The organism is Dactylosporangium sp. NPDC005555 (assembly GCF_040605635.1).
Classification (GTDB): domain Bacteria; phylum Actinomycetota; class Actinomycetes; order Mycobacteriales; family Micromonosporaceae; genus Dactylosporangium.
On sequence record NZ_JBEXDG010000094.1, the window covers coordinates 1 to 25,850 of the forward strand.

At 71.7% G+C, this 25,850-nt stretch carries 24 protein-coding genes; 12 read left to right on the top strand and 12 right to left on the bottom strand.

The window, feature by feature from the left end; genetic code table 11:
* Window positions 1–1,107: IS66 family transposase (locus tag ABZS58_RS48060; protein WP_354791227.1), on the top strand; the 1,107-nt coding region annotated here is incomplete at its 5' end.
* Window positions 1,108–2,831: 1,724 nt separating this feature from the next.
* Here ABZS58_RS48060 and ABZS58_RS48065 read toward each other — a convergent pair.
* The 4 genes from ABZS58_RS48065 to ABZS58_RS48080 form a co-directional block, all read right to left on the bottom strand.
* On the bottom strand, window positions 2,832–3,647 hold the full coding sequence (locus tag ABZS58_RS48065) for a carbohydrate ABC transporter permease (protein ID WP_354791228.1): 816 nt from the start codon (window positions 3,645–3,647) through the stop codon (window positions 2,832–2,834).
* Window positions 3,644–4,507, bottom strand: a complete 864-nt coding sequence (locus tag ABZS58_RS48070; protein ID WP_354791230.1) for a sugar ABC transporter permease — start codon at window positions 4,505–4,507, stop codon at window positions 3,644–3,646. Before ABZS58_RS48070 ends, ABZS58_RS48065 begins: the two co-directional genes overlap by 4 nt.
* Window positions 4,508–4,562: 55 nt before the next feature.
* Window positions 4,563–5,849, bottom strand: coding sequence for an ABC transporter substrate-binding protein (locus tag ABZS58_RS48075; protein WP_354791231.1), 1,287 nt, complete (start codon window positions 5,847–5,849; stop codon window positions 4,563–4,565).
* A 526-nt stretch (window positions 5,850–6,375) separates the two neighbouring features.
* The gene (locus ABZS58_RS48080; RefSeq protein WP_354791260.1) at window positions 6,376–8,226 is read right to left on the bottom strand and encodes an ABC transporter ATP-binding protein; all 1,851 of its coding nucleotides are present in this window, start codon (window positions 8,224–8,226) and stop codon (window positions 6,376–6,378) included.
* 123 nt (window positions 8,227–8,349) lie between these two features.
* Here ABZS58_RS48080 and ABZS58_RS48085 point away from each other — a divergent pair, with 123 nt between their 5' ends.
* From ABZS58_RS48085 to ABZS58_RS48095, 3 genes are read left to right on the top strand one after another with little or no spacing between them, the layout of a single operon-like run.
* Window positions 8,350–9,177, top strand: coding sequence for a MerR family transcriptional regulator (locus ABZS58_RS48085; protein ID WP_354791233.1), 828 nt, complete (start codon window positions 8,350–8,352; stop codon window positions 9,175–9,177).
* Window positions 9,174–9,527, top strand: coding sequence for a VOC family protein (locus ABZS58_RS48090; protein WP_354791234.1), 354 nt, complete (start codon window positions 9,174–9,176; stop codon window positions 9,525–9,527). The genes ABZS58_RS48085 and ABZS58_RS48090 overlap by 4 nt, the downstream gene beginning before the upstream one ends.
* A 16-nt stretch (window positions 9,528–9,543) precedes the next feature.
* A complete protein-coding gene (locus ABZS58_RS48095) occupies window positions 9,544–10,365 on the top strand; it encodes an isocitrate lyase/phosphoenolpyruvate mutase family protein (protein ID WP_354791235.1) in 822 nt (273 codons plus the stop codon).
* A 355-nt stretch (window positions 10,366–10,720) separates the two neighbouring features.
* Here the strand turns inward: ABZS58_RS48095 and ABZS58_RS48100 are convergent, their stop codons facing one another.
* The 3 genes from ABZS58_RS48100 to ABZS58_RS48110 all read right to left on the bottom strand — a co-directional run bounded on the left by ABZS58_RS48100 (window position 10,721) and on the right by ABZS58_RS48110 (window position 13,522).
* On the bottom strand, window positions 10,721–11,047 hold the full coding sequence (locus tag ABZS58_RS48100) for a hypothetical protein (RefSeq protein ID WP_354791236.1): 327 nt from the start codon (window positions 11,045–11,047) through the stop codon (window positions 10,721–10,723).
* A gap of 373 nt (window positions 11,048–11,420) precedes the next feature.
* A complete protein-coding gene (locus tag ABZS58_RS48105) occupies window positions 11,421–12,428 on the bottom strand; it encodes a hypothetical protein (RefSeq protein WP_354791237.1) in 1,008 nt (335 codons plus the stop codon).
* A gap of 191 nt (window positions 12,429–12,619) precedes the next feature.
* Window positions 12,620–13,522, bottom strand: coding sequence for a helix-turn-helix transcriptional regulator (locus ABZS58_RS48110; protein WP_354791239.1), 903 nt, complete (start codon window positions 13,520–13,522; stop codon window positions 12,620–12,622).
* Window positions 13,523–13,769: 247 nt separating this feature from the next.
* Between ABZS58_RS48110 and ABZS58_RS48115 the strand changes: the two genes are divergently transcribed.
* Together ABZS58_RS48115 and ABZS58_RS48120 are read left to right on the top strand one after the other, a co-directional pair.
* Window positions 13,770–14,639 carry a terpene synthase family protein gene (locus tag ABZS58_RS48115; protein WP_354791240.1) on the top strand — a complete coding sequence of 290 codons (870 nt, stop codon included), beginning with the start codon at window positions 13,770–13,772 and terminating at the stop codon, window positions 14,637–14,639.
* A 9-nt stretch (window positions 14,640–14,648) separates the two neighbouring features.
* Window positions 14,649–15,968 carry a cytochrome P450 gene (locus tag ABZS58_RS48120; RefSeq protein ID WP_354791241.1) on the top strand — a complete coding sequence of 440 codons (1,320 nt, stop codon included), beginning with the start codon at window positions 14,649–14,651 and terminating at the stop codon, window positions 15,966–15,968.
* On the opposite strand, the gene ABZS58_RS48125 is transcribed toward ABZS58_RS48120, so the two are convergent.
* Window positions 15,862–17,463, bottom strand: coding sequence for a prenyltransferase (locus ABZS58_RS48125; protein WP_354791243.1), 1,602 nt, complete (start codon window positions 17,461–17,463; stop codon window positions 15,862–15,864). The genes ABZS58_RS48120 and ABZS58_RS48125 overlap by 107 nt on opposite strands.
* 364 nt (window positions 17,464–17,827) lie before the next feature.
* Here ABZS58_RS48125 and ABZS58_RS48130 point away from each other — a divergent pair, with 364 nt between their 5' ends.
* The 4 genes from ABZS58_RS48130 to ABZS58_RS48145 are packed head-to-tail and all read left to right on the top strand — an operon-like array spanning window position 17,828 to window position 21,644.
* The gene (locus tag ABZS58_RS48130; RefSeq protein ID WP_354791244.1) at window positions 17,828–20,173 is read left to right on the top strand and encodes a nitrate- and nitrite sensing domain-containing protein; all 2,346 of its coding nucleotides are present in this window, start codon (window positions 17,828–17,830) and stop codon (window positions 20,171–20,173) included.
* A 47-nt stretch (window positions 20,174–20,220) separates the two neighbouring features.
* Entirely contained in the window at window positions 20,221–20,643 is a 423-nt protein-coding gene (locus ABZS58_RS48135; RefSeq protein ID WP_354791245.1) for a roadblock/LC7 domain-containing protein, read from the top strand.
* A 10-nt stretch (window positions 20,644–20,653) separates the two neighbouring features.
* On the top strand, window positions 20,654–21,040 hold the full coding sequence (locus tag ABZS58_RS48140; protein ID WP_354791246.1) for a DUF742 domain-containing protein: 387 nt from the start codon (window positions 20,654–20,656) through the stop codon (window positions 21,038–21,040).
* Complete coding sequence (locus ABZS58_RS48145) at window positions 21,021–21,644, top strand: ATP/GTP-binding protein (RefSeq protein WP_354791248.1); 624 nt, start codon at window positions 21,021–21,023, stop codon at window positions 21,642–21,644. Before ABZS58_RS48140 ends, ABZS58_RS48145 begins: the two co-directional genes overlap by 20 nt.
* Window positions 21,645–21,679: 35 nt before the next feature.
* Here the strand turns inward: ABZS58_RS48145 and ABZS58_RS48150 are convergent, their stop codons facing one another.
* On the bottom strand, window positions 21,680–22,129 hold the full coding sequence (locus ABZS58_RS48150; protein WP_354791250.1) for a hypothetical protein: 450 nt from the start codon (window positions 22,127–22,129) through the stop codon (window positions 21,680–21,682).
* A 62-nt stretch (window positions 22,130–22,191) separates the two neighbouring features.
* On the opposite strand from ABZS58_RS48150, the gene ABZS58_RS48155 reads away from it, so the two are divergent.
* Window positions 22,192–23,181, top strand: a complete 990-nt coding sequence (locus ABZS58_RS48155) for a WYL domain-containing protein (RefSeq protein ID WP_354791252.1) — start codon at window positions 22,192–22,194, stop codon at window positions 23,179–23,181.
* Between the two features lie 76 nt (window positions 23,182–23,257).
* Here the strand turns inward: ABZS58_RS48155 and ABZS58_RS48160 are convergent, their stop codons facing one another.
* From ABZS58_RS48160 to ABZS58_RS48170, 3 genes are all read right to left on the bottom strand, one after another.
* On the bottom strand, window positions 23,258–23,842 hold the full coding sequence (locus ABZS58_RS48160; RefSeq protein ID WP_354791254.1) for a chromate transporter: 585 nt from the start codon (window positions 23,840–23,842) through the stop codon (window positions 23,258–23,260).
* On the bottom strand, window positions 23,755–24,375 hold the full coding sequence (locus tag ABZS58_RS48165) for a chromate transporter (RefSeq protein ID WP_354791256.1): 621 nt from the start codon (window positions 24,373–24,375) through the stop codon (window positions 23,755–23,757). The genes ABZS58_RS48160 and ABZS58_RS48165 overlap by 88 nt, the downstream gene beginning before the upstream one ends.
* Window positions 24,376–24,483: 108 nt before the next feature.
* A complete protein-coding gene (locus ABZS58_RS48170) occupies window positions 24,484–24,951 on the bottom strand; it encodes a peroxiredoxin (protein ID WP_354791258.1) in 468 nt (155 codons plus the stop codon).
* A 136-nt stretch (window positions 24,952–25,087) separates the two neighbouring features.
* Here ABZS58_RS48170 and ABZS58_RS48175 point away from each other — a divergent pair, with 136 nt between their 5' ends.
* Window positions 25,088–25,636: a GNAT family N-acetyltransferase gene (locus ABZS58_RS48175; RefSeq protein WP_354791259.1), complete on the top strand. Its 549-nt coding sequence runs from the start codon at window positions 25,088–25,090 to the stop codon at window positions 25,634–25,636.
* The last annotated feature ends 214 nt before the right edge of the window (window positions 25,637–25,850 follow it).

A 25,850-nucleotide genomic window follows, 5' to 3' on the forward strand; every position in this document is an offset into this window, starting at 1 on the left:
TGTGGTCGGGGTCTGGGTTCTGCGCCGGTGGCCTCGGTGGCGGTGCGGCAGGTGTTCGACCTGCCCGATATCGGGGTGCGGGTGACCGAGCACCGTCTGGTGTCGCGGCGGTGCGGGTGCGGGCAGGTCACCGCGGGTGTTGCGCCGGACGGGGTTGACGCCCCGGTGCAGTACGGGCCTGGGGCGCAGGCGGCGGCGGTGTATCTGCAGCAGGCGTTGTTCGGGGCGCAGGCCCGCACCGCCCAGGCGATGCATGATCTGTTCGGGGTGGCGATGTCGGCCGGTGCGGTCGCCGCGGCCCATACCCGGGCCGGTGACCTCCTGACCGATTCGGAGTTCGTCGACCAGGTCCGTGACCTGCTGACCGGTGCGGATGTGGTGCATGTCGACGAGTCCGGGCTGCGGGTCGCGGGGAAGCTGCACTGGGTGCACGTGGCCACCACCGGCAAGTACACGCTGATCTGGGTGCATCCGAAACGGGGCCGGGCCGGGACCGACGCCGGGCAGGTCATGGCCTCGCGCACCGGGATCGCGGTCCATGACGCGTGGGCACCGTATGACACCTACCGGTCAGCCGTGCATCAGTTGTGCTGCGCGCATCTGCTGCGCGAGCTCGCGGCCGCCGGTGTGCTGGCACCTGCTGCGGCATGGCCCGGCCAGGCGGCGGATGCGTTGCTGCGCCTCAAGACCGCGGCCGATGACGCCCGCACCAGCGGCAGTGCGGGCATCGACCCGGACCTGCTCGCCGAACAGAGCAGGCTGTTCGCCCAGGCCGCCCTCGTCGCGGTCAAGGACCACCAGCACGACGCCTCGAAGACCGGCCGGAAACTGGCGGCTCTGGCCCGCCGGATGCGCGACCGTATCGGCGACTACCTACGGTTCGCGGCCGATCTGCGGTCCCCGTTCGACAACAACGCCGCAGAGCGGCAGATCCGGATGGTCAAAATCCGGCAGAAGGTGTCCGGGTGCTTACGCACCCTCGACGGAGCCCAGCAATTCGCGCTGATCCGCTCCTACCTCGCCACCGCCACCGCCCACGGCCACAACACCTTCCGGGCACTCACCGACCTCATCATCGGTCGGCCCTGGCTACCCGCCGTCAACTGACCACCTGATCAGTCACACTTTTCTTTGGACGCACCAGATTCGGGTTCGTCTCCACCGCACGGCCCTGTCGACTGGGCCGCCCGCCTGGCCACGTCCGCGGCCACCTGCCAACGCCGCCGCGAGGCGAAGCTGCGGGCGAGGGCGGAGTTCGCCGAGGCCCGCGCGCACGGGCTGGCCGCCCGCCACGCGACCAAGCTGGCCCGGCTCCGCAACGCCCGAACGCTGCAGTCGACAGCGCCAGCGCAGCCCTCCCTGCCACCACCCGCGCCTGCGCCGTCGTCACGGCCCTCTCCGCCGCCACCACTGCCACCCACACCACCGCCGTCACCTCCGCCACCTCCACCCGCGCCGCTGTCACCACCGCCCGCGCGGCTCTCCTCGCCGGCGCCGCGCCCACCCGCGCTGCCACCACCTCGACCCGCACCGCCGTCACCACCGCCCGCGCGGGACTCCTCGCCGGCGCCGTTACCACCCGCGCCACCACCGCCCGCGCGGCACTCCTTGCCCGTGCCGCCACCACCCGTGCCGCAGTCACCGTCTCTGCCGCAGTCACCGCTGGCACTGGCACCATCGCCTGCGCGGCACTCCCCTGCTCTCGCCGCCGCGGCGCGCACCGGCACCATCATCTGTGCCCGCGCGGCCGCCGTCGTTGTCTGCGGCGCTCGGGCTTGCGCTGACGTCCTCGTTCGGAAGGCCGCTCGCGGCACAAGCGAACCCGGCGACACGATCGCTCTCGACCGGCGGAACACCGCCAACGGTCGCCACCGCGCTGACCGCCGAGGGAACACGGGCCGGAGCCGCGGCACACGCGGCCCGGCATTCGGTGCACCACTGGTCGCCGTCCGGACGGCCGGCTGTCCCGCGAAGTCCGGACCCACGGCGGGAGGCCCGGCAGTCACCGAGGCACCATCGTCGCTGCGGCCACCAGCAGTGCCGGCGCACGAAACATCCTCGATCGCCGCCACAACAGCCGCCCGCCCGTCCACCGGCCGGGCCGAACGTTCCCGGTGGCACAGCGTCGCCGCAGCGCGGGCAATCCCGGCGAGCCGGGCCCCACCGGCTGCCGCCACTCCACTCGCCACCCCGTCGACGCAGGCCGCTGCGGCCCGCGCGGACCGCCCCGCCCGTAACCGACCCGTTCCGATTGCGGGGGCGCCGACGAGGCCCTCAATGCAGCCGCCGGGAAGGGGCCGCCGCCGGGGAAGAGACAGGCGCCGGGGAAGGCTTCGCTGGGGTGGCGGCGTGCGTGCAGGTGACCCATCTCGGAGAGCAGGGGGCGATCGTCGACGATGGCGACGGTGACGTAGACGACGGCGCCCCGGCCGGGCAGGCGCCACAGCGGTGTTCGCCGTAGGCGGCGCCGTTCACGGCGGTGTCGGGCGTGACCGGGATGCCGAGACCGCGGCGCAGCCGGCCCGCGTGGTCGGTGCCGCCCCCGGCCGGCCTCTGGGTGGTGGTGATGTGGACCTCGGCGAAGTGGAGCAGGCCGAACGACGCGAGACCGGACCACGCGACGCCGGACCACGCACAGCCGGGCCACGCGACGCCGAGCCACGCGACGCCGGGCCACGCGACGCTGAGGGCGGTGATGTCGTGGCCGGTGGGCCGCTGGGCAGCAGCACGGAATGATCCGGCTCAGGGTCTCGGCCGGCGGCGGTGTCGGGTCCGGTCGCCGGCGCGCACGACCGTTGTCCTGGGCGGTACGGCGCCGTTGTGTGGAAGGCTCATTTGCCGGCGCCCGCGGTGAAGCCGTTGTAGATGAAGCGCTGCAATGCCAGGAAGGCGATCAGCGTCGGGATGATGACCAGGATGACGCCGGCCGAGATGACCTCCCATTGTGCGCCGAACGGGCCCTTGAAGCGGTACAGCGACGTCGAGATGACCCCGAGCTCCTGTGAGGGCATGTACAGGAACGGGATGTAGAACTCGTTGTACATGGCGATGCCCTTGATGATGACGACGGTCGCGATCGCGGGCTTCAGCAGCGGCAGGATGATTTTCCAGTAGATGCCGAACGCGGTGGCGCCCTCCATCGCGGCGGCCTCGTCGAGTTCGCGGGGGACGCCGCGCAGGAACTGCTGGAAGATGTAGATGGAGATGATGTCGGTGCCGAGGAAGAGCACGATCGCCGACCAGCGGGTGTCGTACAGGTCGAGTGCGTCGACCACCTTGAACGTCGCGACCTGCGTCGTCACTCCCGGCACGAGGGTCGCCAGCAGGAACAGGGCGACGACCACCCCGCGGAGGCGGAACCTGAAGCGGTCGATGGCGTAGGCCGCCATCGACCCGATGAAGACGGTGCCCGCGAGGGAGACGGCCATGATGATGGACGTGTTCACGAAGCCGCGGAGCATGTGCCCCTTGGTGAACGCCGTGGCGTAGTTGTCGAAGTTGAACCAGTTGCCGGGCGGGTCGAACGGCCCGCTGGTGAGGTATTCGTTGTTCGTCTTCAACGATGCCATCACCAGGACGACCGGCGGCAGCAGCACCACCAGGGACGCGCCGGTCAGCGACAGGTACTTGAGCAGCCGGCCGATCACGTCAGGTCCACCTTCTCGTCGGGTGCGATACGGCGCTGCAGCCACGTCACCAGCAGGATGATGAGCAGCAGCACGACCGCCATCGCCGAGGCGAGACCGAGCTTGTAGTACTTGAAGGCCATGTTCACGGTCTGGATGACGAACGTCTCGCTGTCGTTGGCGCCGCCGGTCATGATGAACGGGATCTCGAAGACCGAGAGCGAGCCGGAGATCGCCAGGATGAACGACAGCCCGACGATCGGCCGGATGCCCGGCAGGATGATGTGCAGGAACTGGTCCCAGCGGTTCGCGCCGTCGAGCTCCGCGGCCTCGTACAGGTGCGCGGGAATCGACTGGATGGCGCCGAGGAACAGCACGAAGTTGAGGCCGAGATAGCGCCAGACCGACGTGCCGGCGAGCGAGTAGTTGACCACGGCGGGGTCGCCGAGCCACTGCTGGGTCGCGCCGCCGAGACCGACCGCCGACATCGCCGAGTCGAGGGTGCCGCCGGGCTGGAAGAAGAACAGGAAGATCATGCCGATGGCGACGCCGTTGATGAGGTACGGGAAGAAGAGCACGCCCTTGAACAGGTTCCGGAACCGCGTGTTGAAGCTCAGGATCGTGGCGAAGTACAGGGCGAGCACGATCTGCACGACCGACGCGCCGATGTAGTACAGGCTGACCTTCAACACCCCGAAGAGCTCGGGCCGGGTGGCGATCTCGACGTAGTTGCCGAACCCGACGAACTCCCGGCTGGGGCTCAGCCCGTCCCAGGACGTGACGCTGTAGCCGAACATGTTCACCACCGGGATGTAGGTGAACACGATCAGGAACGTCAGCGGTGCGACGAGAAACAGGTAAGGCGTCAGCGTGCGCCTCATGAAGTCCTCCAAGAACGCGTGCGGCCCCTTGCACAGGGCCGCACGCCGAGAGCGTCTATTTGAGCTTCGCCCGGGTGTCGGCCCACTTCTTGTTCAGGTCGGCGAAGATCTGCTCCTTCGTCTCCTTCTTCGCGCCGCGCGCCGCGTCGACGAGCCGCTGGCGGTACTTGCCGTCGAGCAGCGCGATCTCCGCCGTGTTGCCGATCTTGTCGGCGAGCCCCTCCTCGCCCTTCGGCGCCGGGTTCAGCTCGATGAACTCCGTCTTCGCCGCCTGCAGGTCGGCGAGGGAGGCCGGCAGCTGCGCACTCGTCACCACCGATACCCCGCCCTGGTCGGTGGCGTAGTTCGACTCGTCGGCGAACCAGTCGACCCACGCCCGCGCGGTCGCCTTGTTCTTCGAGTTGACGTTGATGCCGTTCTTGTAGTCGCCGCCGACGACCGTGTGGAACTTCCCGCCGACCTGGTTCGGGAACGGCCAGTAGCCGATGTCGTCCTTGCTCGCGGCGGCCGCCTGCATCTGCACGACCGACCAGGAGCCGAGCATCATCGTGGCGATCTTCCCGGTGCCGAGCAGGCCCTTGGACTGCTCCCAGTTCGTCGTCGTCGGGTCCGCCTCGGTGTAACCGCCCTTGACCGCGTCGAAGAGCAGCGAGTCGATGATGTAGTGCTCCTTGCCGGCGGTCCACGGCGCGTCGTCCTTGGCGAGCTTCGTCGCCGCCTCCGGGTCGCCGCTGACCGCGCCGCGCACGCCTTCCCACTGGCCGAGCGGCCAGCCGTCCTTGTAGTTGGTGTACAGCGGGATCACGCCCGTCTTGTCCTTGATGGCCTTCAGCGCCGTCAGGAACTCCTCCGGTGTCTTCGGCGGCTCGGTGACCCCGGCGGCGGTCCACACCTTCTTGTTGAACACGTAACCCTGGGCGTTGCCGGTGATCGCGAGGCCGTAGACCTTGCCGCCGAACGTCTGCTCCGAACGCACGAAGCGATACTTGTCCTTGAGCTCGTCGACGGTGCCGAGGGGCTCGAAGAACAACGGGAGCTGGTCGGCGGTCACGGAGTTGGGGATCGGCAGCACGTCGCCGTAGTTCTTCGTGTTCATCCGGACGCGCACCTCACCCTCGTAGTCGGTGATCGCCTCGAACTTCACGTTCGTGCCGGGATACTTGGCCTCGAACTTCTTCTTGTACTCCGGCAGGACGGTGTCGACGAGGTCGGTCCGCTGCGTCAGTACGGTGATGTCACCGGCGATCTTGCCGTCACTGCCGCCGCCGGCATCGTCCCCGCAGGCGGTGAGGACGAGGGACGACACGGCGAGCAAGGCGATGAGGTGCCGCTGCAGGTGCACGGGTACCACCTTCCGATTCGTGGGGGGTGTTATCGGTCGTGCCGCACAGGTGCCAGGCTCAGAACGCGCGCGTGGGATCGCGGAGGCGCGCGGTGAGGCTCCGGTGAAAGATCCACGCCCGCCGGCGGCCGGATGCAGCGACCGGAACCCGCTCGTCGGGCCCCGCCGCGCCGTGCGCGCTGGACGACCACTGGACGTTGAACCCGTGGTGGGACATCGCGGCAGCCCCTTCAGCCAGTGCGACGCATTCACTGAACCGGATAAGTTCCATCAACCTAGGCCCGCACCCTGACCCTGTCAATCCCACAGTGCGCAGCAGTTTCCCGCTCGGTCCACACCGCCCGCAGCGCCTCGCCGAGGCCTCTCGCGCGGCGCACTGAAGCGCATAATCAAGGCCGGCAGCACAACGAACGCCGCCCGCGGGACCGGCGGCGTGGCTGCACCGTCGGTCCCGCGGGCGGCGGGGTGTCGCCGGCCTTCCGGCGGGCGGGCAACGACCTGATTCGTTGCCCCGTCGGAGAGCGGCCTATGAGCGGACCGGCTCGGGGGCGTCGGCGAACTGGGTGTGGTAGAGCTCGGCGTACCGGCCGCCCACGGCGAGCAGCTCGGTGTGCGTGCCGCGTTCGGCGATCCTGCCGGCCTCCACGACGAGGATGAGGTCGGCCGCCCGCACGGTGGACAGGCGGTGCGCGATGACGACGGCGGTGCGGCCGCTCAACGCTTCGGCGAGCGCCGCCTGTACCGCCGCCTCCGACGTCGAATCGAGGTGGGCCGTCGCCTCGTCGAGCACCACGACCTGCTGGCCGGCCAGCAGCAGCCGGGCGATCGTGAGGCGCTGGCGCTCGCCACCGGACAGGCGGTAGCCGCGTTCACCGACGACGGTGTCGAGGCCGTCGGGCAGAGCGGCGACGAGGTCGTCGAGGCGGGCCCGGCGCAGGACCGCCCAGAGCTCGTCCTCCGTCGCGGTGGGCCGGGCGAGGAGCAGATTGGCGCGCACCGACTCGTGGAACAGGTGGCCGTCCTGGGTGACCATGCCCAGCGTGGCCCGGATGGCGTCGGCGGTCAGGTCACGCACGTCGATGCCGGCCAGGCGCACGGCGCCGGAGTCCACGTCGTACAGACGGGGCAGCAGCTGCGCGATGGTCGACTTCCCGGCGCCGGACGAGCCGACCAGGGCGATCATCTGGCCCGGCTCGGCCTTGAACGACACGTCGTGCAGGACCTCGACGCCGCCGCGGGTGTCGAGGGTCGCGACCTCCTCCAGGGAGGCGAGGGACACCTTGTCGGCGGCGGGGTAGCCGAAGCGGACCGCGTCGAACTCCACCGACACCGGGCCGGCGGGGACGGTGCGGGCGCCGGGCTTCTCCGCCACCAGGGGACGCAGGTCGAGGATCTCGAAGACGCGTTCGAAGCTGACCATGGCGCTCATCACCTCGACCCGGGCGCTGGCGAGGGCGGTCAGCGGCGCGTACAGCCGGGTCAGCAGCAACGCGAGCGCCACGACGGCCCCCGCGTCCAGGCTTCCCTTCAGGGCCGCGACGCCGCCGACGCCGTACACGAGGGCGAGGGCGAGCGACGACACGATCGTCAGGGCCGTCACGAACACGGTCTGGTTCATGGCGGTGCGGATGCCGATGTCGCGGACCCGCCGGGCCCGCGCCGCGAACTCCGCCGACTCGTCCGCCGGCCGGCCGAAAAGCTTGACGAGGGTCGCGCCGGGCGCGGAGAAGCGTTCGGTCATCTGGGTGCTCATCGCCGAGTTGTGCGTGGCGGCCTCCCGCTGCAGCCTGGCGAGCCGAGTGCCCATCCGCCGGGCCGGCAGCACGAACACCGGCAGCAGCAGCAACGCGAGCAGCGTGATCTGCCACGACAGGCTCACCATCACCGCCAGCGTCAGCGTCAGCGTGACGACGTTGCCCACCACACCCGACAGGGTGCCGCTGAACGCCCGCTGCGCGCCGATGACGTCGTTGTTGAGCCGGCTGACGAGTGCGCCGGTACGCGTACGGGTGAAGAACGCCACCGGCATGCGCTGCACGTGGTCGAACACGGCGGTGCGCAGGTCGAGGATCAGCCCTTCGCCGATCTTCGCCGACAGCAGCCGGGCGAGCAGCCCGACCCCGGCCTCCACCAGCGCGATGACGGCGATGAGCACGGCGAGCGTCACGACGGTGCCGCGCCGGCCGCCGCCGACGATCGCGTCGACGACCCGGCCGGCCAGCACCGGCGTGGCGACCGCGAGCAGCGCGGTCACGACACTGAGGGAGAGGAACCCGGCGAGCCGGGCCCGGTGGGGGCGGGCGAACGCGAAGATGCGCCGCAGGGTGACGGCCGAGAACGGCCGCCGGTCCTGTTGCGCGTGGGAGGCCTGATACATCTGGTTCCATGCGGTGACTTCCATGCTCACGTCCGCCACCGTACGACCTCGACCGTGGTTGAGGTCCAGCCGATTCCTGCGGTCGCTTGACCTTCCACCTACTGGAACGGGTTCACTGAACGCATGACACCGGGCGTGACCATCGGGGAGTTCTCGCGGCTGTGCCACCTCAGCGCCAAGACGCTGCGGTACTACCACGACATCGCGCTGCTGGTCCCGGCCGGCGTCGACGAGGAGACCGGGTACCGGCGGTACGCGCCCGGCCAGGTCGACGACGCGCACCTCATCCGGCGGTTGCGCGACCTCGACATGCCGATCGCAGAGATCCGCACCGTGCTCGCCGAGCCCGACCCGGCGGCCCGGCAGGACTCCCTCGCCCGGCACCTGGACCGGATGGAGGCCGAGCTCAGCAGGACCAGGGAGGTCGTCCTCTCGCTGCGGCGGCTGCTGGGGCCTTCGCCTTCGCCCGAACTGCCGGTGCGGCACCGGCTGGCCCCGGGCTCGCCGGTGCTGCGCGCGTCGGCCCGGATCTCCCGCGACGAGGTCTCGGCGTGGTGCGGGCAGGTCTTCCCGCAGCTCTACGGCACCCTCGCGGCGCTGCGCACCGACCCGGCCGGTCCCTCCGGGGCGACCTATTCGGCCGAGTTCTTCGCGGGCGAGACCGGGGAGGTCATGGCCTTCGTTCCGGTTTCGGCGGCTGCGGTACCACCGGGCGACGACCGCTTCGGGATCCTGCCGCCGCGCCGGTACGCCGTGGCCGTGCACAACGGGCCGTTCGCCGACTGCGACATCACGTACGGGCGGCTCGGGCTGCACGTGGCCGCGCACGACACCGCCCTGCCCGACCCGATCGTCGAGGTCTACCTCGTCGGTCCTGACGACACGCCGGATCCGGACGAGTTCCGGACCGAGATCTGCTGGCCCATCTCCACTCAGGGAGTTTCCGCATGACCGACCTGTCCATCGCCCACGTCACCGTCGACTGCGCCGACGCGGCCGCCCTCGCCGGGTTCTACGCCGCGCTGCTGGACCGGCCCGTCGACCCCTCGCCGACGCCGTTCTTCGCCACGGTGGGCCGCTCGACCGGCGCCCAGCCCGTCCTCATGTTCATCCAGGTTCCGGACCGGACGCCGGGCAAGAACAGCATCCACCTGGACCTGCACACCAGCGACCTGCCGGGCGAGGTCGCCCGCGCCGTCGGCCTCGGCGCGAAGCAGGTCGGGGACTTCGACGAGTACGGCGCCGTCTGGACAACTTTGTCAGACCCCGAGGGTAACCTCTTCGACATCGGCGCCGGCTGATCGTTCGGGGGGCAGTGTGGATCGGGACCGGTTCGTGGCGTTGCACCGCTCAGGATGCTTCCTGCTGCCCAACGCGTGGGACGTCGGCAGCGCCCGGCTCCTGGAGTCGGTCGGCTTCCCCGCCGTGGCGACGACGAGCGCCGGGATCGCGTTCTCGCTCGGCCGGCCCGACCACGACTTCTTCGCCGAGCACGGGCCACGCGGCCGCCTCGACCGCGACACCGTGCTCCGCCGCGTCGGTGAGATCGCCGCGGAGCTCACGGTGCCACTGAGTGCCGATCTCGAGGACGGTTTCGGCTCCTCACCGGAGGCGGTGGCGGCCACGATCACGATGGCGGCCACCGTCGGCGCCGCGGGCGGCAACATCGAGGACTTCACCGGCGACCGCACCGCCCCGTTGCACGACCTCGCGCTCGCCACGGAGCGCATCCAGGCCGCCCGCGCCGCCGCTCCGGGCTTCGTGCTCGTCGGCCGCACCGACGCGCTCCTCGTCGGCGGCACCCTCGCCGACAGCATCACCCGGGCCAATGCCTATCTGGCCGCCGGCGCCGACTGCGCGTTCGTGCCGGGCGCCGCCGACGCCGCGACGATCGGCACCCTGGTCCGCGAGCTCGACGGCCCGCTCAACGTCGTCATGGGCCTCACCGGCAACGCCCTGTCGCTCCCCGACCTGCGCGCCCTCGGCGTCCGGCGGGTCACCATCGGCGGCAGCCTGGCCCGCGCCATGTATCACCACCTGCGCCGGGCGGCCCTGGAGCTGGCGGAGCACGGCACCTTCACCTACGCCGAGACCCAGATCTCCCAGTCCGACCTCAACGACCTCTTCCGCCCCCATTGACCCCGGCCCCGCCGGTGTCCTGGGGCCTTTGAGGTGAGGGCCGACCGTCACCCCGCTTCGCCCCTGGGCAACGCGCGGGACGACGACCCGGCGGGCGCGGGGACCGCGCGGGACGGCCGACCGTCACGCCGCTTCGCCCCCGGGCAACGCGCGGCTCGACGGTGCGGCGGACGCGGAACCACGCGGGACGGCCGACCGTCGCGCCGCTTCGCCCTCGGGGCGACGCGCGGGACGGCCGATCGTCACGGCGCTTCGCCCCCCGGACAACGCGCGGGACGGCCGGCGGCACGCGGGTGATCACCTCGCGCGGACGGCCACGGTGGCGCCGCTCCCCCTCGCGACGCCACCAGGTCCGTCAGCTCTCGAGTGCCTCGGCGAGCGGATGACCCGACGCCTCGGCCGGCGCGTCGAGCTCCAGGCGGCGCAGGGCGTCGACGTAGGCCGCCGGCGGCGCGCCGTGCCGCAGCCCGAGCGTGATCGCCGTCGCAAGAGCGTCCGCCAGCCCAGCCAGCTCCGACCCGTGCACCCCGGCCCGCAGGTCCACCCGCCGCAGCCCACCGTCCAGCCCGTGCCCGGTGGTCATCGCCCCCGGCACCCCGCCGATCGTGAACTCCACCGTGCAACCGGTGCTCCGCCGCTCCCGCGGCCCCGGCACCGACGAACTCCGCACCACATCCGTCATCGCTCCACCCGTCCGGATCCCGGCCGGCCCCCGAAGACCGGCGACGCCACCGAACCGTAGGCCACCCACGACCCCACCGACAGCACCGACACGACCCGAAGTCGAACACCCGATCGACACGCCGCGACGGGGCTGCGAAACGAACGGCACCGCTCCGCGTCAAGTGGTCGGCGACAGAGCGGTGCCGTGACGTGACGTGCCGGCCTGGTCGACGCCTGACGGGGAGAGCGGCCCGCGCGGGCGCCGGAGCGGTGGGTGAGCGCTGAGCGGACATCAGGCGCCCCGTCTCCGTCGAAAGGTGGAGACGGGGCGCTGCACGTGTCGGCGCGTCCGTTCCACTTCGGGCAGGTCTGCCGGGCGATGCTCCCGTCTTTCAGCGGCGCGGCAGGGCGGCGAGGATCAGGTTGGGGTCTTTCGAGGTGAGGTAAGCGGCACTGGTGACGTAGGCGGTCGAACCGCGGACGGCGACCGACGTCGGGTTCTGCAGTCCGTCGGCCGCGGTCAGCAGGGTCGTCGACCGGCCGGCTCCGTCGATGACCACCACGGTGTTCTGGCCGACGAGGGCGGCGATCACGTGGTCGGTGCGGTTGCCGGCGAAGCTGAAATCGTCGATACCGGTCAGGCCACTCGCCCGGACCTCGATCTTCACCGGTTTGCCGTTGCGCACCGGAATCCGCAACAGCGTTCCCTTGTCCAGGTTGGTGGCCCACACCGCGCCGTCGCGCACCTTGATGCCGTTGACGCCCAGGAACCCGGTCGGGGCGAGCTCGGGTGCCGACGACCACACGGTCACCCGTCCACCGGCCTGCCGGACGGTCGAGATCGTGCCGAGCGCCGAGTCGGTGATGTAGAAGGTCCTGCTGACCTGGTCGAAGGCCAGCCCGTTGGGCAGACCGTCGGCCGGCAGCGCGGCGATGCGCTCCGGGGCCCCGCCCCGCTCGAGCCGGTACAGGCCGGTCGAGGCGGCATCGCCGCTGGCGTACAGGAAGTACAGGGTGCCGTCCGGCTGTCGCACGATGCCGGTGGTCAGGGCGAAGTTGAGCACCGGCGTGTTGACGCCGCCGTCAGCGGGGGCGGCCAGGGTCGCCAGCGTACGGATCTTTCCGTCCCGGCCGATCGCGGCGACCTGGCGGGCGCCGGCGAACGTGACGTACGCGGTGCCGTCCGGCGACACCGTGATGTTCTCCGGCATCTGCCCCTTGGCCAGGTCGAACCGCACGGCGATCCGCGAGCGGAGGATGTCGGCCGGCGTGGCCGACGCGCTGTGCACGGCCGGCGATCCGGATACGGCAGCCGAGCTTGTGCCGGTGTTCAGCACCGTCACGACGGCGAGGCCGGCGGCAGCGGTGGCGATCGGAATGGTGATCGTCCTCTTGCGCACTTCGTTCCTTCTTCCTTGTTGCTGCTTTCACGGCGAGTTGCCCGGCGGGTGACGACGGGTGCGGGCGGCCCCCGTTTCGGGGCGCACGGGACCGCCGCGCCCATCTGGGCACGTTCAGCGGTACATTGACGGGTGACGCGGAACCGTCGCGGCGGTTCCCGGCGTCGACGACGAAACGGACGTCGTGAGAGCTACCGACCGGTCTTGATGTCGGCGGGCGCCGGCTCGTCGGAGGGCGCGGTGCGGGCGGTGACGGTGCTGTGCACCAGGAGTGTCATGGCCGCGTGCGATGGGGAACCGATCTCCGTGGTGGCGACCACGATGTTCTGTCCCTGCTCGGTACGAAGGTTCTGCTGGGTGACGCTCATCGTGCCGACCAGTGGGTGCCGCATCTCGTACACCGCCTCGCCGCCGGACTTCACGCGGTGATCGGCCCACATGCGGCTGAATTCCGGGCTCTTGACCGAGAGCTCACCGATCAGCGCGGCCAGGGCCGGATCGTCGGGATGCTGTCCGGACGCCAGTCTCAGGGTGCCGACCGCGGCCCGGGCCTTCTCCGGCCAATCGACGTAGAGCTCGCGGGTATGCGGGTCGAGAAACACCATCTGCGCCATGTTCGGCCGGGCCTCCGGCCGCTGTGGGCTCACGAAATCGACGTGGCCGGCGAACAGGGCGTTCCCGGCACGGTTCCAGGCCAGCACGTCGCTGCGCCGCCCCAGCACCACCACGGGCACCTCACCCAGTGCCCCCATGAGCTGGCGCACCGCCGCGGTGATCCGCTCCGGCGCCGCTCGCCGGACGCCCGCCCGGCGACGGGTGCCGGTGGCCAGGTCGTTCAGGTGCCGGCGCTCCGACTCGTCGAGTCGCAACGCTGTGGCGATGGCGTCCAGGACCTCCGCGGAGGCATTCGACGACTGACCCTGTTCGAGCCTCGAATAGTACGAGGAGCTGACGCCGGCGAGCAGCGCCAGCTCTTCCCGACGGAGCCCGGTCACCCGTCGCCGATCGCCGTAGGTGGTCAGGCCGACGTCCTCCGGCTTCAGCTGTGAGCGGCGGGTCTGGAGGAACTCCCCGAGCTGTCGTTTCGCGTTCACGTCACGAAGTATTCGCCCCGGCCGTGGCCGCTGACCACACCTTGTCAGGGATAGGCTCCGCGGAACGTGGATGTCCCGGGCCTCCGCGGCGGCGTCCCGTCAACCTCTGGTCGTGGCCCTGATCACATCAGGCACGTAGCGGAGCACCTTGCGATGATCATCTATCCCCGGCGACGATGGGAGCGGCCGGGCAACCTTGCGCAGGCTCCAGGAACAGCCGTCCTACCAAGGTCGCAGGAGGCAGCGCGTGGAGGCACCGAGGGACGTTGTGCGGCACCCCGATGACCGGGCCGCGAACACCACGGCCGCCGAGATCGGTGCGGATCTGTGGCGGTGGGCCGACACCCACGGAGCGCGCCCCGACCGCGGCCTGGCCCGGCGACTGGCCGAGGTCGTGACCACCATCGCGCCGGATCTTCCCATCGCCGGCGCGACGGTGGCGGCCCGGTACAGCCTCTGGACGTTCCTCGTCGACGACGCCCTCGACGACGTGACCGTCGACCCCGTCGCGCTCACCGAACTGGCGGGCCGCCTCACCACACTCGTGCGGACCACGGCCGCGACCAGCGCGCCGGCGCCGATGCTCGACGCGATGCTCGCCGAGCTGCTCGCCGAGCTCAGGCTCGCGAACGCCCCGACGCTGCTGGCCCGATTCACCGATGCGCTGTGCGATGCGATCGACGCCGGCGTCGAGCACACCCTCCGTGCTCAGCGGATCCAGCAGGGGCACGCCGGCGCGCCGACGGTCGTGGATTACCTGGCCGTCGCCGAGAGCCACGTCAACTACCGCAGCTTCGCCTACCTCCTGCTGATTCTCGCCGAGGCCCCACCGGCGGCGGTCCCGTCACCACGGGTCGACAAGGCCCTGGTCGCCGCCTCCCGCGCGATCCGGATCGCCAACGATCTGGCGTCGGTCGATCGTGACCGCGCCGCGGGCCGGCTCAATGTCCTGCTGCTGCGGCAGGTGGACGCCGCCGGCATCGCGGCGTTCGAGCGCCGGATCGACCGCTACGTGCGGCTGCACGATGACCTGCTGCGTGATGCCGCCGAGGCGGGTGTGCTGCGCCGGAGCCTGCACGTCGCGGTCGCGGTGTACCGCGTCACCGATCTGCGTTAGGGGATGCCGATGATGCACCGCGAGCCGATGTGGCGGGCCGTTCCGGCCCTGGCCCGTGACCCGCTGGCCGCGCTGGAGCGTCTCGGCGCGGCCAACGACGGCGCGATCGTGCGCCTGGACGTCGGCCCGGTCCGGCCGCTGCTGCTGACAAGTCCCGACCATGTGCAGCTGGTACTGCGCGAGCGGTCGTCGCAGTACGTCCGCGACGGCATGCTGTGGAAGCCGCTGCGCCGGCTGGAGGGTGACGGCATCGCCGGTGACGGGCCCAGCTGGCAGCGCAGCCGGAACCTGCTGCAGCCGATCTTCACCGCCCGCGCGGTCAACGGTGTCCTCGACGCGATGGCCGGCGCCATCACGGACGCCGTCGCCGAGCTCGAAGCGGACGCCCGGGCCGGCCGGCCGGTGGAGCTCGTGGAGGGCATGACCCGGGTGGTGTTCCGTGCCCTCATCCGCGCGTTCTTCGCCGACCGGATCAGCACCGAGGAGGCGGGGGTACTCGGCGCCGCCATCTCCACCGCGTTCGAAGCGCTCGGGTGGCGCATCGCGTTGCCGTTCGCACCCGACTGGCTGCCGGTCCCCGGCGACCTGCGGTTCCGCCGGGCGGTCCGCCAGATCGACGACATCGTGTACCCGCACGTACAGCGCGTCCGCGACGGCGGCGGCGCCGGCGACATCCTGTCGCTGCTGGTCGCGGCCCGCGACGAGCACGGCGCGCCGCTGACGGACCGGCAGGTCCGCGACGACGTGGTGTCGATGTTCGTCGCCGGCACCGAGGCGACCGCCCTGACCCTGTCCTGGCTGTGGATGGCGCTGGACGCGCATCCTGACGTCGCGGCCCGGGTCGTCGAAGAGGTCGACGCCGTCGTCGGCGACGCGACCCCGGCTCCGGAACACCTCGACCGGCTCACCTACACCCGGCAGGTCCTGCAGGAGACGATGCGGCTGTTTCCCGCCGGCTGGATCATCCCGCGCACGGCCGCGGAGGCCGACGTCATCGACGGTGTGCCGATCCGGGCCGGGGCGACGGTGCTGGTCAGCCCGTACGTGATGCACCGGCTGCCGAGCGTGTGGCCGGACCCTCACCGGTTCGATCCGGACCGGTTCGGGCCGTCGGCACCGCGCCGGCACCGGTACGTCTTCCTACCCTTCGGCGGCGGGCCGCACCAGTGCCTGGGCAATCACCTGTTCACCGCCGAGGCGCAGCTCGTCGTGGCGGCGGTGCTCAGCCGGCATCGGCCGGTGCTGGTCGGGTCAGGGCCGCTCGTGGCGCGGGCAACCGCGGCGCTGCGGCCGCGCCGGCCGGGACGGCTGGTGCTGCGTCGGCGTTGACCGTGAAACGCTCCGCGGCGGCGAGGGCGGCCAGGCGGGCGGCACGGACGACCCGCAGCGGGGCGTAGAGGTCTTTGGCGTGCCACAGACCGCGGTGCGGTCCGCCGCCGGGCTGCCGCCGCAGGTACGCCGCGCCTGCCGTGACCGCCGCGGCGACGTCGAGGCCGGCGCTGTCACCGGCGCTGGTCAGGATCCGCACGCCGTACGCCGTCTCCTCGACGGTCCCGCCCCAGCGTCCCCACGACCCGTCGGGGTGCTGGGTGGCCATCGTCCATGCCACTGCCCGCCGGACGGCGCGGCTCGCCGCTGATCCGGCCGCTGATCCGGCCGCGGCGGCGGCATAGGGCGTCAGCGCGTCGACGCAGCAGATCGTCGCGTAGTACGGCGAGGCGTGCCACTTGTCCCACCAGCAGCCATCGGCGTGCTGGGCATCCATCAGCCAGACCGCGGTCGCCTTCGCGATCGGGTCCAGCCGCGGATATCCGGCCGGCTGAGCGGCCATCGCCTCGTGCAGCGCCTCGAGGGCGTGCGCGGTGGTGCTCACCGACGGGGTCCGCTCGCCCGGGAAGCAGCGGAAGTATGCGCCGGTGTGGTAGGTCAGCAGCGCGTCGGCGGGCCGTGCCCTGCCGTGCCGGTGCAGCGCGGTGAGCACCACCGATCCGTCGTCACAGTCCGGCGGCAGGCTGGGCGCGGCGGGTGCCCCGCCGGGGCCGAGCGCTCCGTCGAGGCTGTCCAGGACGCTGACGGGTGCCGACCGGCCGGACATGACCGGCGCCAGGGTGCTCAGGACCCAGGACTGCTCGAAGTAGGTGATCGGCCAGACACCGCAGACCGGTCCGCCGCCGGCCGCCTGCAGCCGGTCGAGATAGCGCGCCGCGGCCGTCGCGCCGGGCGTGCCGCGGTCCGGGTCGTCGCCCAGCCACGCCGCGGTCGCCGCCGGCGAGCAGGCGATCATCCCCTCGTCGTGCGGCCGCACCGTGGCGATGCGGGCGGCGTCGGCGCCGAGCACCTCCAACGACGCCCACCAGGTCTGCGGGCCGCTGCGGCCGGGGTCGTCCCGCACGCGGGCCGCCAGGCGGCTCGCCGCTTCGGGGTCCATGCCGGAGGGCACGGCCAGCCGCGCATCGCTGACGACGGGATCCGCCGCGTCGAGGTGACCGTTGATGGCGGCGATCAGGGCGGGCACGACGACCTCGACCGCGATCGTGTCCGGCACGGCCGCGTGGCTGCCCGACCAGCGCCGCAGCGCGGTCAGGCCCCGCTGCGCCGAGCCGCGCAGCTGCCCCGCCTCGATCCTGGCGGCCGGCGGTCGGCGGAGGGTGGCGAGGATCGCCTCGGTCGCGCTCAGCGTCGGCACGAGCTCGTAGCCGTCCGCCTCTCCCCAGCCCCCGTCGCCGCGCTGCTGTGCGAGGAGGAACCGCAGCCGGGCGGTGTGGCCGGGCAGCGAGGGAGTGAGGCTGACGAGCCGGGCGGTGTCGTAGATCGATGCGCTCACCGCGCCCCCCGGGTCCGTGGTGAGCTCATCCAGGAGGGCGGCAACAGCGTCGTGCTGGTTTGGCGATGATTGACCTGCGGCAATTAGTTCCGGCATTCATCCACCCAAAACCTTCGACCATTTGATCATTAGGGGCCTGAGTGTATGGCACCTTCCGAACCTTGATACATTGCCCGCCGTGTCTGTGCCGGATTGCGGACAAACGGCCGTGCCGGCGGTGTCCGCGGCAGGCTCGAAACAGTGGTGACCCACACCCTCTGATCGGGACAGGTAAATGATCTTCGCGAGTAAGCGCCCGGCCGGTCAACCGCGTGGAACACGGCTGCGATCGAAAGTTGTCGCACTGCTGCTCTCACTCACCGCGTTGTGGGGATTCGCCGCGTTCGTGACCCTGCGCGAGGGCCTCAACCTGCTGTGGGTCAGCACCCTTGACCCGGGCGTGGGCCGGCCGACCGAGTCGCTGGTCGCCGCGCTGCAGGCCGAGCGACGGCTGTCGGTGGTGTACCGCAGCAGTCCCACCGGTCGCGACGCCCAGCGTCAGGCCGTGACCGACCAGCGCCGGGACACCGACCGGGTCGTCGCCGCGTGGCGGGAGTCCACAGCGGGCCCGGGCGTGTCCTGGGCGGCCGACGACATCCTCAAGACCCGCATCCGCGAGCTGGGAGCGCTGCTGGACCAGCTGCCGGACCAGCGCACCGCCGTGGACAGCGGTGCCGCGACGAGCGTGGCAGGCGACTACACGAAGATCATCGACGGCGCGTTCCGGGTCTACGGCTCCATTTCCGCCCTGGACGATCCTGAGATCGCCACGCAGTCACGGACCCTGATCGCGCTGACCCGGTCCCGGGAGATCCTGTCGCAGGAGGACGCCCTGCTCGCCGGCGTGTTCGCCGCCGGGCGGTTCACCGGTGCCGAGCCGATCGACCTCGCCAGGCTGGTCAGCATCCAGCGCTACGCCTACGCCGAGGCGGCGGCCTCCCTGCCGAGCTCCGAACGTGGACAGTACGACCGGATCGCCGCCGGCGACGCGCTGACGAGGCTCCGCACCGTCGAAGACCAGCTCGTCTCCGGCGCCCGGGCAGGCGCGGCACCGCCGGTCACCGCGGCGGGCTGGACCAGCGCGATCACCGCGGCCGCCGACGAACTGCGCCAATTCGAATTGACGTCCGCCGATCAGACACTACAGCGGGCCAGGCCTGCCGTCATCGGCGTGGTGGTCCGGCTCATCCTGGCCGGTGGTCTCGGCCTGATCGCCGTCATCGCGTCCATCATCATTTCCATCACCACCTCCCGGAAGCTGCTCGCCCAGCTCGTCCGGCTGCGCGACGCCGCAGACGAACTGGCCACCACGCGGCTGCCCGAGGTCATGGACAAACTGCGCCGCGGCGAACGGGTCGACGTCGACGTCGAGGCGCCGCCCCTGGAATTCGGCACGGACGAGATCGGGCAGGTCGGCCACGCGTTCAACGCCGTGCAGCAGGCCGCCGTCCACGCCGCCGTCGAGCAGGCGGAGCTGCGCCACAGCTTCAGGGCTCGTCTCGTCGACATCGCACGGCGCTCCCAGGCGCTGCTGCATCGTCAGATCACGGCGCTCGACGGCATGGAGCACAAGGAGACCGACGAGGAGAAGCTGGCCGACCTCTACGCCGTGGACCACCTCGCCACCCGCATGCGGCGCAACGCGGAGAACCTCATCGTGCTCTCCGGCGGAAAGTCGGGGCGGGCCTGGCGCGCGCCGGTCCCGATGATCGACGTCCTGCGTGCGGCGATCGGGGAAATCGAGGACTACGCCCGGGTCACCGTGCGGCTCCGCGCGGCGCCCGGCCTCACAGGCCGCGCCGTGGGCGACGTCATCCACCTGCTCGCCGAACTCGTGGAGAACGCCACCAGGTTCTCGCCGCCGCACACCAAGGTGTACGTCGGCGGCGAGCACGTCAGCAACGGCTACGTGGTGGAGATCGAAGACCGCGGACTCGGCATGAGCGAGGCCCCGCTGGCCGCCGCCAACGAGTCGCTGGTCAACCCACCGGAGTTCCAACGGTCGAGCAACGTCCGGCTCGGTCTGTACGTCGTCGGCCTGTTCGCCAAGCGGCACGGCATCGGCGTGCACCTGCGCCGGTCCCCGTACGGCGGCACGACCGCGGTCGTGCTGATCCCGTCAGCACTGATCGACCCTCAGGACGACGCGACCGCGCCGGCTCAGCACGCCCCGATCGACGACGCGACCACCGCTGCCGCGCCACCGTTCGTCACCGCACCGGTCGGACGATCCGGGGCCGTGGCGGTTTCCTCGACCGGCTCCCTCCCCGAGGGCCGGCACACCGCCGTCGCGGTGCTGCCCCCGCCGAACGGCGCGGCGCCCGCCACGCACAGCGCCGCGTCGGCGGGCCCGCCCGACTCCCCGATCCCGATCACAGCCCCGGCCGTGGACCTGACTGTGGCGATGTCCACGGAGCCGGTCACTGAGCCGGAGACCGTGTTCGGTCTGCCGCGGCGCTCCCGGAAGCAGCCGGAGAGCGAGACCGCGCCTCCGGCAGAGGCGCCCACCCTGGCGCCGCGCTCCGCCGAGACGGTCAGCGCACGGATGGCCGCGTTCCAGCAGGGATCGCGATCAGCCCGGCGGCAGGCACCCGGCACCGGCGGCCAGGACGAACCGGCCCCCGCCACCACGCCCAGCACGTCCAGTACACACGCCGCACCCGCCGAGTAGTCGTGACACCACGGAGAACCGCAACCGGACATCAAGAAAGGACCATCGTGGTGCAGGAACCGACCACTGCCGGCGATCTGACCTGGCTGCTACAAGACCTGGTCACCCGGGTGGCAGAGGTGCGGCACGCCGTCGTGCTCTCGGCCGACGGGCTGCGCGTCGCCTCCTCACAGGACATCCAACGCGACCTCGCCGAGCATGTGTCCGCCAGCGCCTCCGGACTGCAGAGCCTGGCCCGCAGCGTCAGCCCGCTCTTCAAACTCGGCCTCCTCCGCCAGACCGTGCTGGAGTTCGACGACGGGTACGTCTTCGTCATCGCCGCCGGCAACGGCACCTGCCTCGCGGTCATCAGCGGACCGAACACCGACATGGGCATCGTCGCCTACGAAATGGAGATGCTGGTGCAACGTGTCACCGAACATCTCGCAACCCAGCCGCGGGCGCACTCCGGCCAGATCAACGGCGGGTGACGCCGAGGCGATGAACATCCCACAGCACGACCACGACGAGATCTGGGTCGACGCGGACGCCGGCCCGGTCGTGCGTCCCTACGCGATGACGGGCGGCCGGACCCAGGCCAGCGGCCGCTTCGACCTGGTCTCGATGATCATGACGAGCCGCAGCATCTCGGGCGCCGACGTCCTCGACCTCGGTCCCGAACACGAGGCCATCCTCCGGCGCTGCCAGCGGCCGACCTCCGTCGCGGAGCTGTCCGCTCATCTCAACCTGCCCGTCGGCACCATCCGAGTCCTGCTCGGCGATCTGCTCAGCCGGGTGCTCATCATGGCCAACAACCCGGATCCGGTGCCGAACCTGCCGGAGGACGACATCTTCGAAGAGGTGCTCAATGGCATCCGAAACCTCTGATCCGCGCAACAGCTCGACGCACATGCCCAGGGCGACGAAGATCCTCGTCGCGGGCGGCTTCGGCGCGGGCAAGACCACGCTCGTCGGTGCGGTGAGCGAGATCCAACCGCTGCAGACCGAGGAACGCATCACCACGGCGAGCATCGGCATCGACAGCCTCGACGGCGTGGACGAAAAGACCACGACCACCGTCGCCATGGACTTCGGCCGGATCACCATCAGCACCGATGTGGTGGTGTACCTGTTCGGCACGCCCGGACAGGACCGGTTCCTGTTCGTCTGGGACGAGCTGGCCCTCGGAGCGATGGGCGCCGTGGTGCTCGCCGACACCCGCCGGCTCGCCGACAGCTTCCCGTCCATCGACTACTTCGAGCAGCGCGGCATCCCGTTCGTCGTCGGTGTGAACTGCTTCGACGGGACCCCCCGCCGGCACACGCCCGAAGAGGTCCGCATCGCGCTCGACCTGGCGCTGGACGTACCGGTCATCCTCTGCGACGCCCGTGACCGGGAGTCGGCGAAGGCGGTCCTCGTCAGCCTGGTGACACACGCCCAGCGCATCGCAAGGCAGCAGCGGGCCCAGCGCGGCGCGGCGGCGCCGGCCTGACGGTCGCGCCGGCCCGCCCGAAGCCGGGGCGCGGCTCAGGCGCGGGTGAACTCCATGATCCAGTTGGACTCCCACGTGTGCCCGCCGTCGGCGGAGAACTCCTGCTCCCAGCGGGCCGAGGTGGGCGTGATGTCCGACCAGATGAAGTGCGCCCTGATCGGCCTTCCTTCGTGCGTGTCGTCGCCGTAGAAGTCGCCGCGGCCTTCGGTGAAGGTGCCCACCACCGGCGGGTAGAGCAGGCCGGTGGTGCTGCTCGCCCAGGAGATCGACCACTGCTCGCGTTCGACGTCGAACAGCCGCAGCGAGAAGCCGCGGCTGCCCAGCGTCGGAAAGACGATCTCCTCGGTGTTGCCGGCACCGCCGAAAATGCTCTGGCAGGACGCGGTGCTCGGGAAGTGGTCCCACTCGTCGCTGCCGGCGAAGAGCGTCCGGAGGCGCCGGTTGGCCACGTTCCACGAGCCGATGATGAAGTCGAAGTCGTTCATGCCGACGATCATGAGGCGCTACCTCTGACATCTTCTGTCAGTGATCTGGAAGACTGACGCGAATGCGTGCCAGCCGGTTGTTGTCGCTGCTGCTGTTGCTGCAGAACCGCGGGCGGATGAGCGCCGCACAGCTCGCCGCGGAGCTCGGCGTCACCGCCCGGACCGTGTACCGCGACGTCGAGGCGCTGGCCGCGGCGGGCGTGCCGATCTACGCCGAGCAGGGGCCCACCGGTGGATACCAGCTCATGGACGGCTACCGCACCCGGCTGACCGGGCTGACCGCCGACGAGGCCGAGTCGCTGTTCCTGACCGGCATGCCGCAGCCGGCCGCCGAGCTGGGACTCGGCGCCCAGGTGGCCGCCGCCGAACTCAAGCTGACGGCGGCGTTGCCCACCCCGTACCGGGAGGCGTCGACACGGATCCGGCAGCGCTTCCACCTCGACGCGCCCGGCTGGTTCCGGGAGCCGGACGCGGTGCCGCACCTGCTCACCGTCGCGGAGGCGCTCTGGCAGGACCAGGTCATCGAGGTCCGGTACCGTCGCTGGGCACCCCGGCCCGGCGTGGTCGGCCGACGGCTGCACCCGCTGGGGCTCGTCCTCAAGGCCGGAGTCTGGTACCTGATCGCCGCCGGGCGCGGTGAGCCGCGCACCTACCGGGTCTCCGCCATCGTCGAGCTACGGCAGCTGCCGGAGAAGTTCACCCGCCCGGACGGCTTCGACCTGGCAGGGTTCTGGCACGCACACGTCGAGCGGTACGAGCGGGCCGAAACAGCCGAGGTCGCCGTGGTGCGCCTGTCGCCCGCCGGGATCGCCGCCCTGCCCGACATCATCGGCCCGAGGGCCGGCCGGCTGGCAGCGGGTACCCTCTCACCCGCCGACCCGGACGGCTGGCGGCGCGTCACCATCCCGCTGGAAAGCGTGGACCACGCCGCTGCCGGCCTGCTCCGGCTCGGCGCGGACGCGCAGGCACTCGCACCTCCCGAACTGGTCGCGCGCATCACCGCAACACTCCGGGCGATGACCCGGCTGTACCCGACGACGTCGGGAGAATGACGAACGGACGCATCCCAGCATCCCGGTCACCGGCGCCGGCGCGTTGACCCGGGTGCCGACGGCCGCACCCGTCCCCTCACAGCAGGCCGCCGGCGAGAGCGACGGCGACGCCGACGGCGCCCGCGGCGAGGAGGGTCGGCACGACGCCGCGGCGCAGCGGCAGGAGCAGGACCACCGAGGCGGCGAGGACGGCCCACTGCCAGAGGCGGGTCCGGGCGGCGGCGAGCAGGACCGCCGAGCCGAGGATCGCGCCGATGGCCGCCGGACCGGCGCCGTCGAGGAACGCCCGGACCCGGGCGTCGGCGCGGAGCCGGTCGAAGCGGTGCGCGCCGAGCAGGACGAACGCGAACGACGGGCTGAACGCGACCGCCGAGGCGAGCACGGCGCCACCGATCCCGGCGGCCGCATAGCCGACCACTGCGACGGTGTGCACCACCGGGCCGGGGGTGACCTGGCCGAGCGCGACGGCGTTGAGGAACTGCGCGTCGGTCATCCAGTGATACTGGTCGACGGCGTCGGCGCGCATGAGCGGAATGATGACGAAGCCGCCACCGTACGACAGTGCGCCCACCTTCAAGGCGACCCACGCGATCGACAGCAGGACACCCCGCCGATCCCCGCCCCGGCCAGCATCGGCAGGCCGGGGACCCGTCGCCGCCACCCGGGGCCCGCGCCGCGGGCCGCCTCGATCACGCCGCAGCCGAGCAGGACGAGGACGAGCCACGGGCCGAGGGTCGCCGCGGCGGCGAGTCCGGCGGCGACGTAGAGCACCCAGCGCACCCGGCCGCCGGACCGCAGCGCACGCTGCCGGCTCGCCGGGACGAGGCTCCAGCCCGCCTGCACGGCGACCGCGGCGACGGCCGCGCCGGCACCGGCGCCCGCGGCGCGGACCCACAGCGGCGGCGCGCCGGCCAGGAACAGCACGGCCAGGGCGAGGATCAGCACGAGGCCCGGGAGGATGAACGCCGCCCCACCCACGAGCGCCCCGGCCCGGCCGCGGACCCGCCAGGCGCAGAAGATGGCGAGCTGCGTGGAGGCCGGGCCGGGAAGCAGGTTGCAGGCGGCGACGGCGTCCTCGAACTCGGTGCTGTCCAGCCACCCGCGGCGCTCCACACACAACTGCCGCAGCAGAGCGATGTGCACCGGCGGCCCGCCGAACCCGATGCAGCCGATCCGCCCCCACTCCTTGAGCACCGTCAGCAGTCCGCCTGGTGCGCGCGCTCCACGCCCGGACGATACAGCAGCGCGGTCCGGCGCCACGGCCATGATCAGCAACGGCCGGCGACGGGCACGTGAGGCCTCCTACGCTCCCTGCTGCTGCCGCTTGCGGAGCGCCTCAATCGCCTTGTCGGCGTGCACGTCCATCCGGATCTCGCTCCTGATGACGTCGAGGATGCGGCGGTCGGTGTCGATGACATACGTGACACGCTTCGTCGCGGTCAGCCCGAGCATCCCGCGGCCCAGGCCGAACCGCCCGCGGACCGTGCCGTCCTTGTCCGACAGCAGCGGATAGCCGAGCCTGTGCCGGGTCGCGAACTCGGCCTGCCGCTCGACCTCGTCGCCGCTGATCCCGACGGGGTGACCGCCGACGGCCCTGATGTCCGCGGTGAGGTCCCGGAAGTGGCACGCCTCGGCGGTGCAGCCCGCGGTCAGCGCCGCCGGGTAGAAGAACAGGACCACCGGCCCGTCCGCGAGCAGCCCGGTCAGCGACCGGGTCACGCCCGTCTCGTCCGCGAGCTCGAAGTCCTCGACGATGTCCCCGACGTTCATGCCGCCCATCCTCTCACCAAGATCCGAGCTCATCCTGTGCGTTCGCCGGGACCGGCGCAACCCGGACGCGGCCGCCACCGGGACCTGCTGTGCGGCCGGGCCGGACAACACCCGGCCCGGCTGCGACGATCACGACATGCCGAGCCCAGCATCCGGCGAGCGGTCCCGCGACGCGCTCCCCGACCGGTCCTTCATCCGCGCGACGGCCGCCGACGTGGCCGACGTCCTCGCCATCCTCGACGAGGCCGCGGCGTGGCTCGCCGCCGGTGGCGTCCGGCAGTGGCCGGCGGGCTTCGACGCCGCCTGGGTCACGCCCGCCGTGGAGCGCGGCGAGACGTGGCTGGTCCGCGCCGGCGGCGACCCGGCCGGCACCGTCACCCTCGACTGGTCCGATCCACTGTGGACCGACGAGCCCGCACCCGCCGGCTACCTGCACCGGATGGCGGTGCGCCGGCGGTACGCTGGCACCGGCCGCACCATCCTGGCCTGGGCCGCCGGGCAGGCCCGCGACCGCGACGCCACCGCGCTGCGGCTCGACTGCGTCGACGGCAACGCCGCCCTGCGCGCCTACTACGAGGCCGCCGGCTTCCGGCACCGCGGCGACGTCGAGGTCGGCGGTGCGCCCGGCCAGCGCTCCGCCGGTGGTGCCCGCACCCTCGTCAGCCGATACGAGCGGTCCCTGTGACCGGGCGCGGCGGGTGTCACACCCCACGGGTGAGGTCGTGCGGGGCGGTTGCTCGTTGAGTTCCGGGATGCGCGCCGCCGCTAGTGCTGTGTCCAGTAACGTTGGCCGGGTTTTGTCGCACCCCTGTGCTTGGGTGTCGGTATGCCTCGACGCCGGGATCCTGACGCGGTTCGGGTGGTGCATCGCACCGCCCGGGTCGGGCTGCGCCTGACCC

What these genes read in the sequence shown, in the direction of transcription:
- ABZS58_RS48070 (WP_354791230.1), bottom strand. Translation starts at nt 4,507, where the DNA reads ATGAGGCGCACGCTGACGCCTTACCTGTTTCTCGTCGCACCGCTGACG.
- ABZS58_RS48080 (WP_354791260.1), bottom strand. Translation starts at nt 8,226, where the DNA reads ATGTATCAGGCCTCCCACGCGCAACAGGACCGGCGGCCGTTCTCGGCC.
- ABZS58_RS48085 (WP_354791233.1), top strand. Translation starts at nt 8,350, where the DNA reads ATGACACCGGGCGTGACCATCGGGGAGTTCTCGCGGCTGTGCCACCTC.
- ABZS58_RS48090 (WP_354791234.1), top strand. Translation starts at nt 9,174, where the DNA reads ATGACCGACCTGTCCATCGCCCACGTCACCGTCGACTGCGCCGACGCG.
- ABZS58_RS48100 (WP_354791236.1), bottom strand. Translation starts at nt 11,047, where the DNA reads ATGACGGATGTGGTGCGGAGTTCGTCGGTGCCGGGGCCGCGGGAGCGG.
- ABZS58_RS48120 (WP_354791241.1), top strand. Translation starts at nt 14,649, where the DNA reads ATGATGCACCGCGAGCCGATGTGGCGGGCCGTTCCGGCCCTGGCCCGT.
- ABZS58_RS48140 (WP_354791246.1), top strand. Translation starts at nt 20,654, where the DNA reads ATGAACATCCCACAGCACGACCACGACGAGATCTGGGTCGACGCGGAC.
- ABZS58_RS48145 (WP_354791248.1), top strand. Translation starts at nt 21,021, where the DNA reads ATGGCATCCGAAACCTCTGATCCGCGCAACAGCTCGACGCACATGCCC.
- ABZS58_RS48150 (WP_354791250.1), bottom strand. Translation starts at nt 22,129, where the DNA reads ATGAACGACTTCGACTTCATCATCGGCTCGTGGAACGTGGCCAACCGG.
- ABZS58_RS48155 (WP_354791252.1), top strand. Translation starts at nt 22,192, where the DNA reads ATGCGTGCCAGCCGGTTGTTGTCGCTGCTGCTGTTGCTGCAGAACCGC.
- ABZS58_RS48170 (WP_354791258.1), bottom strand. Translation starts at nt 24,951, where the DNA reads ATGAACGTCGGGGACATCGTCGAGGACTTCGAGCTCGCGGACGAGACG.
- ABZS58_RS48175 (WP_354791259.1), top strand. Translation starts at nt 25,088, where the DNA reads ATGCCGAGCCCAGCATCCGGCGAGCGGTCCCGCGACGCGCTCCCCGAC.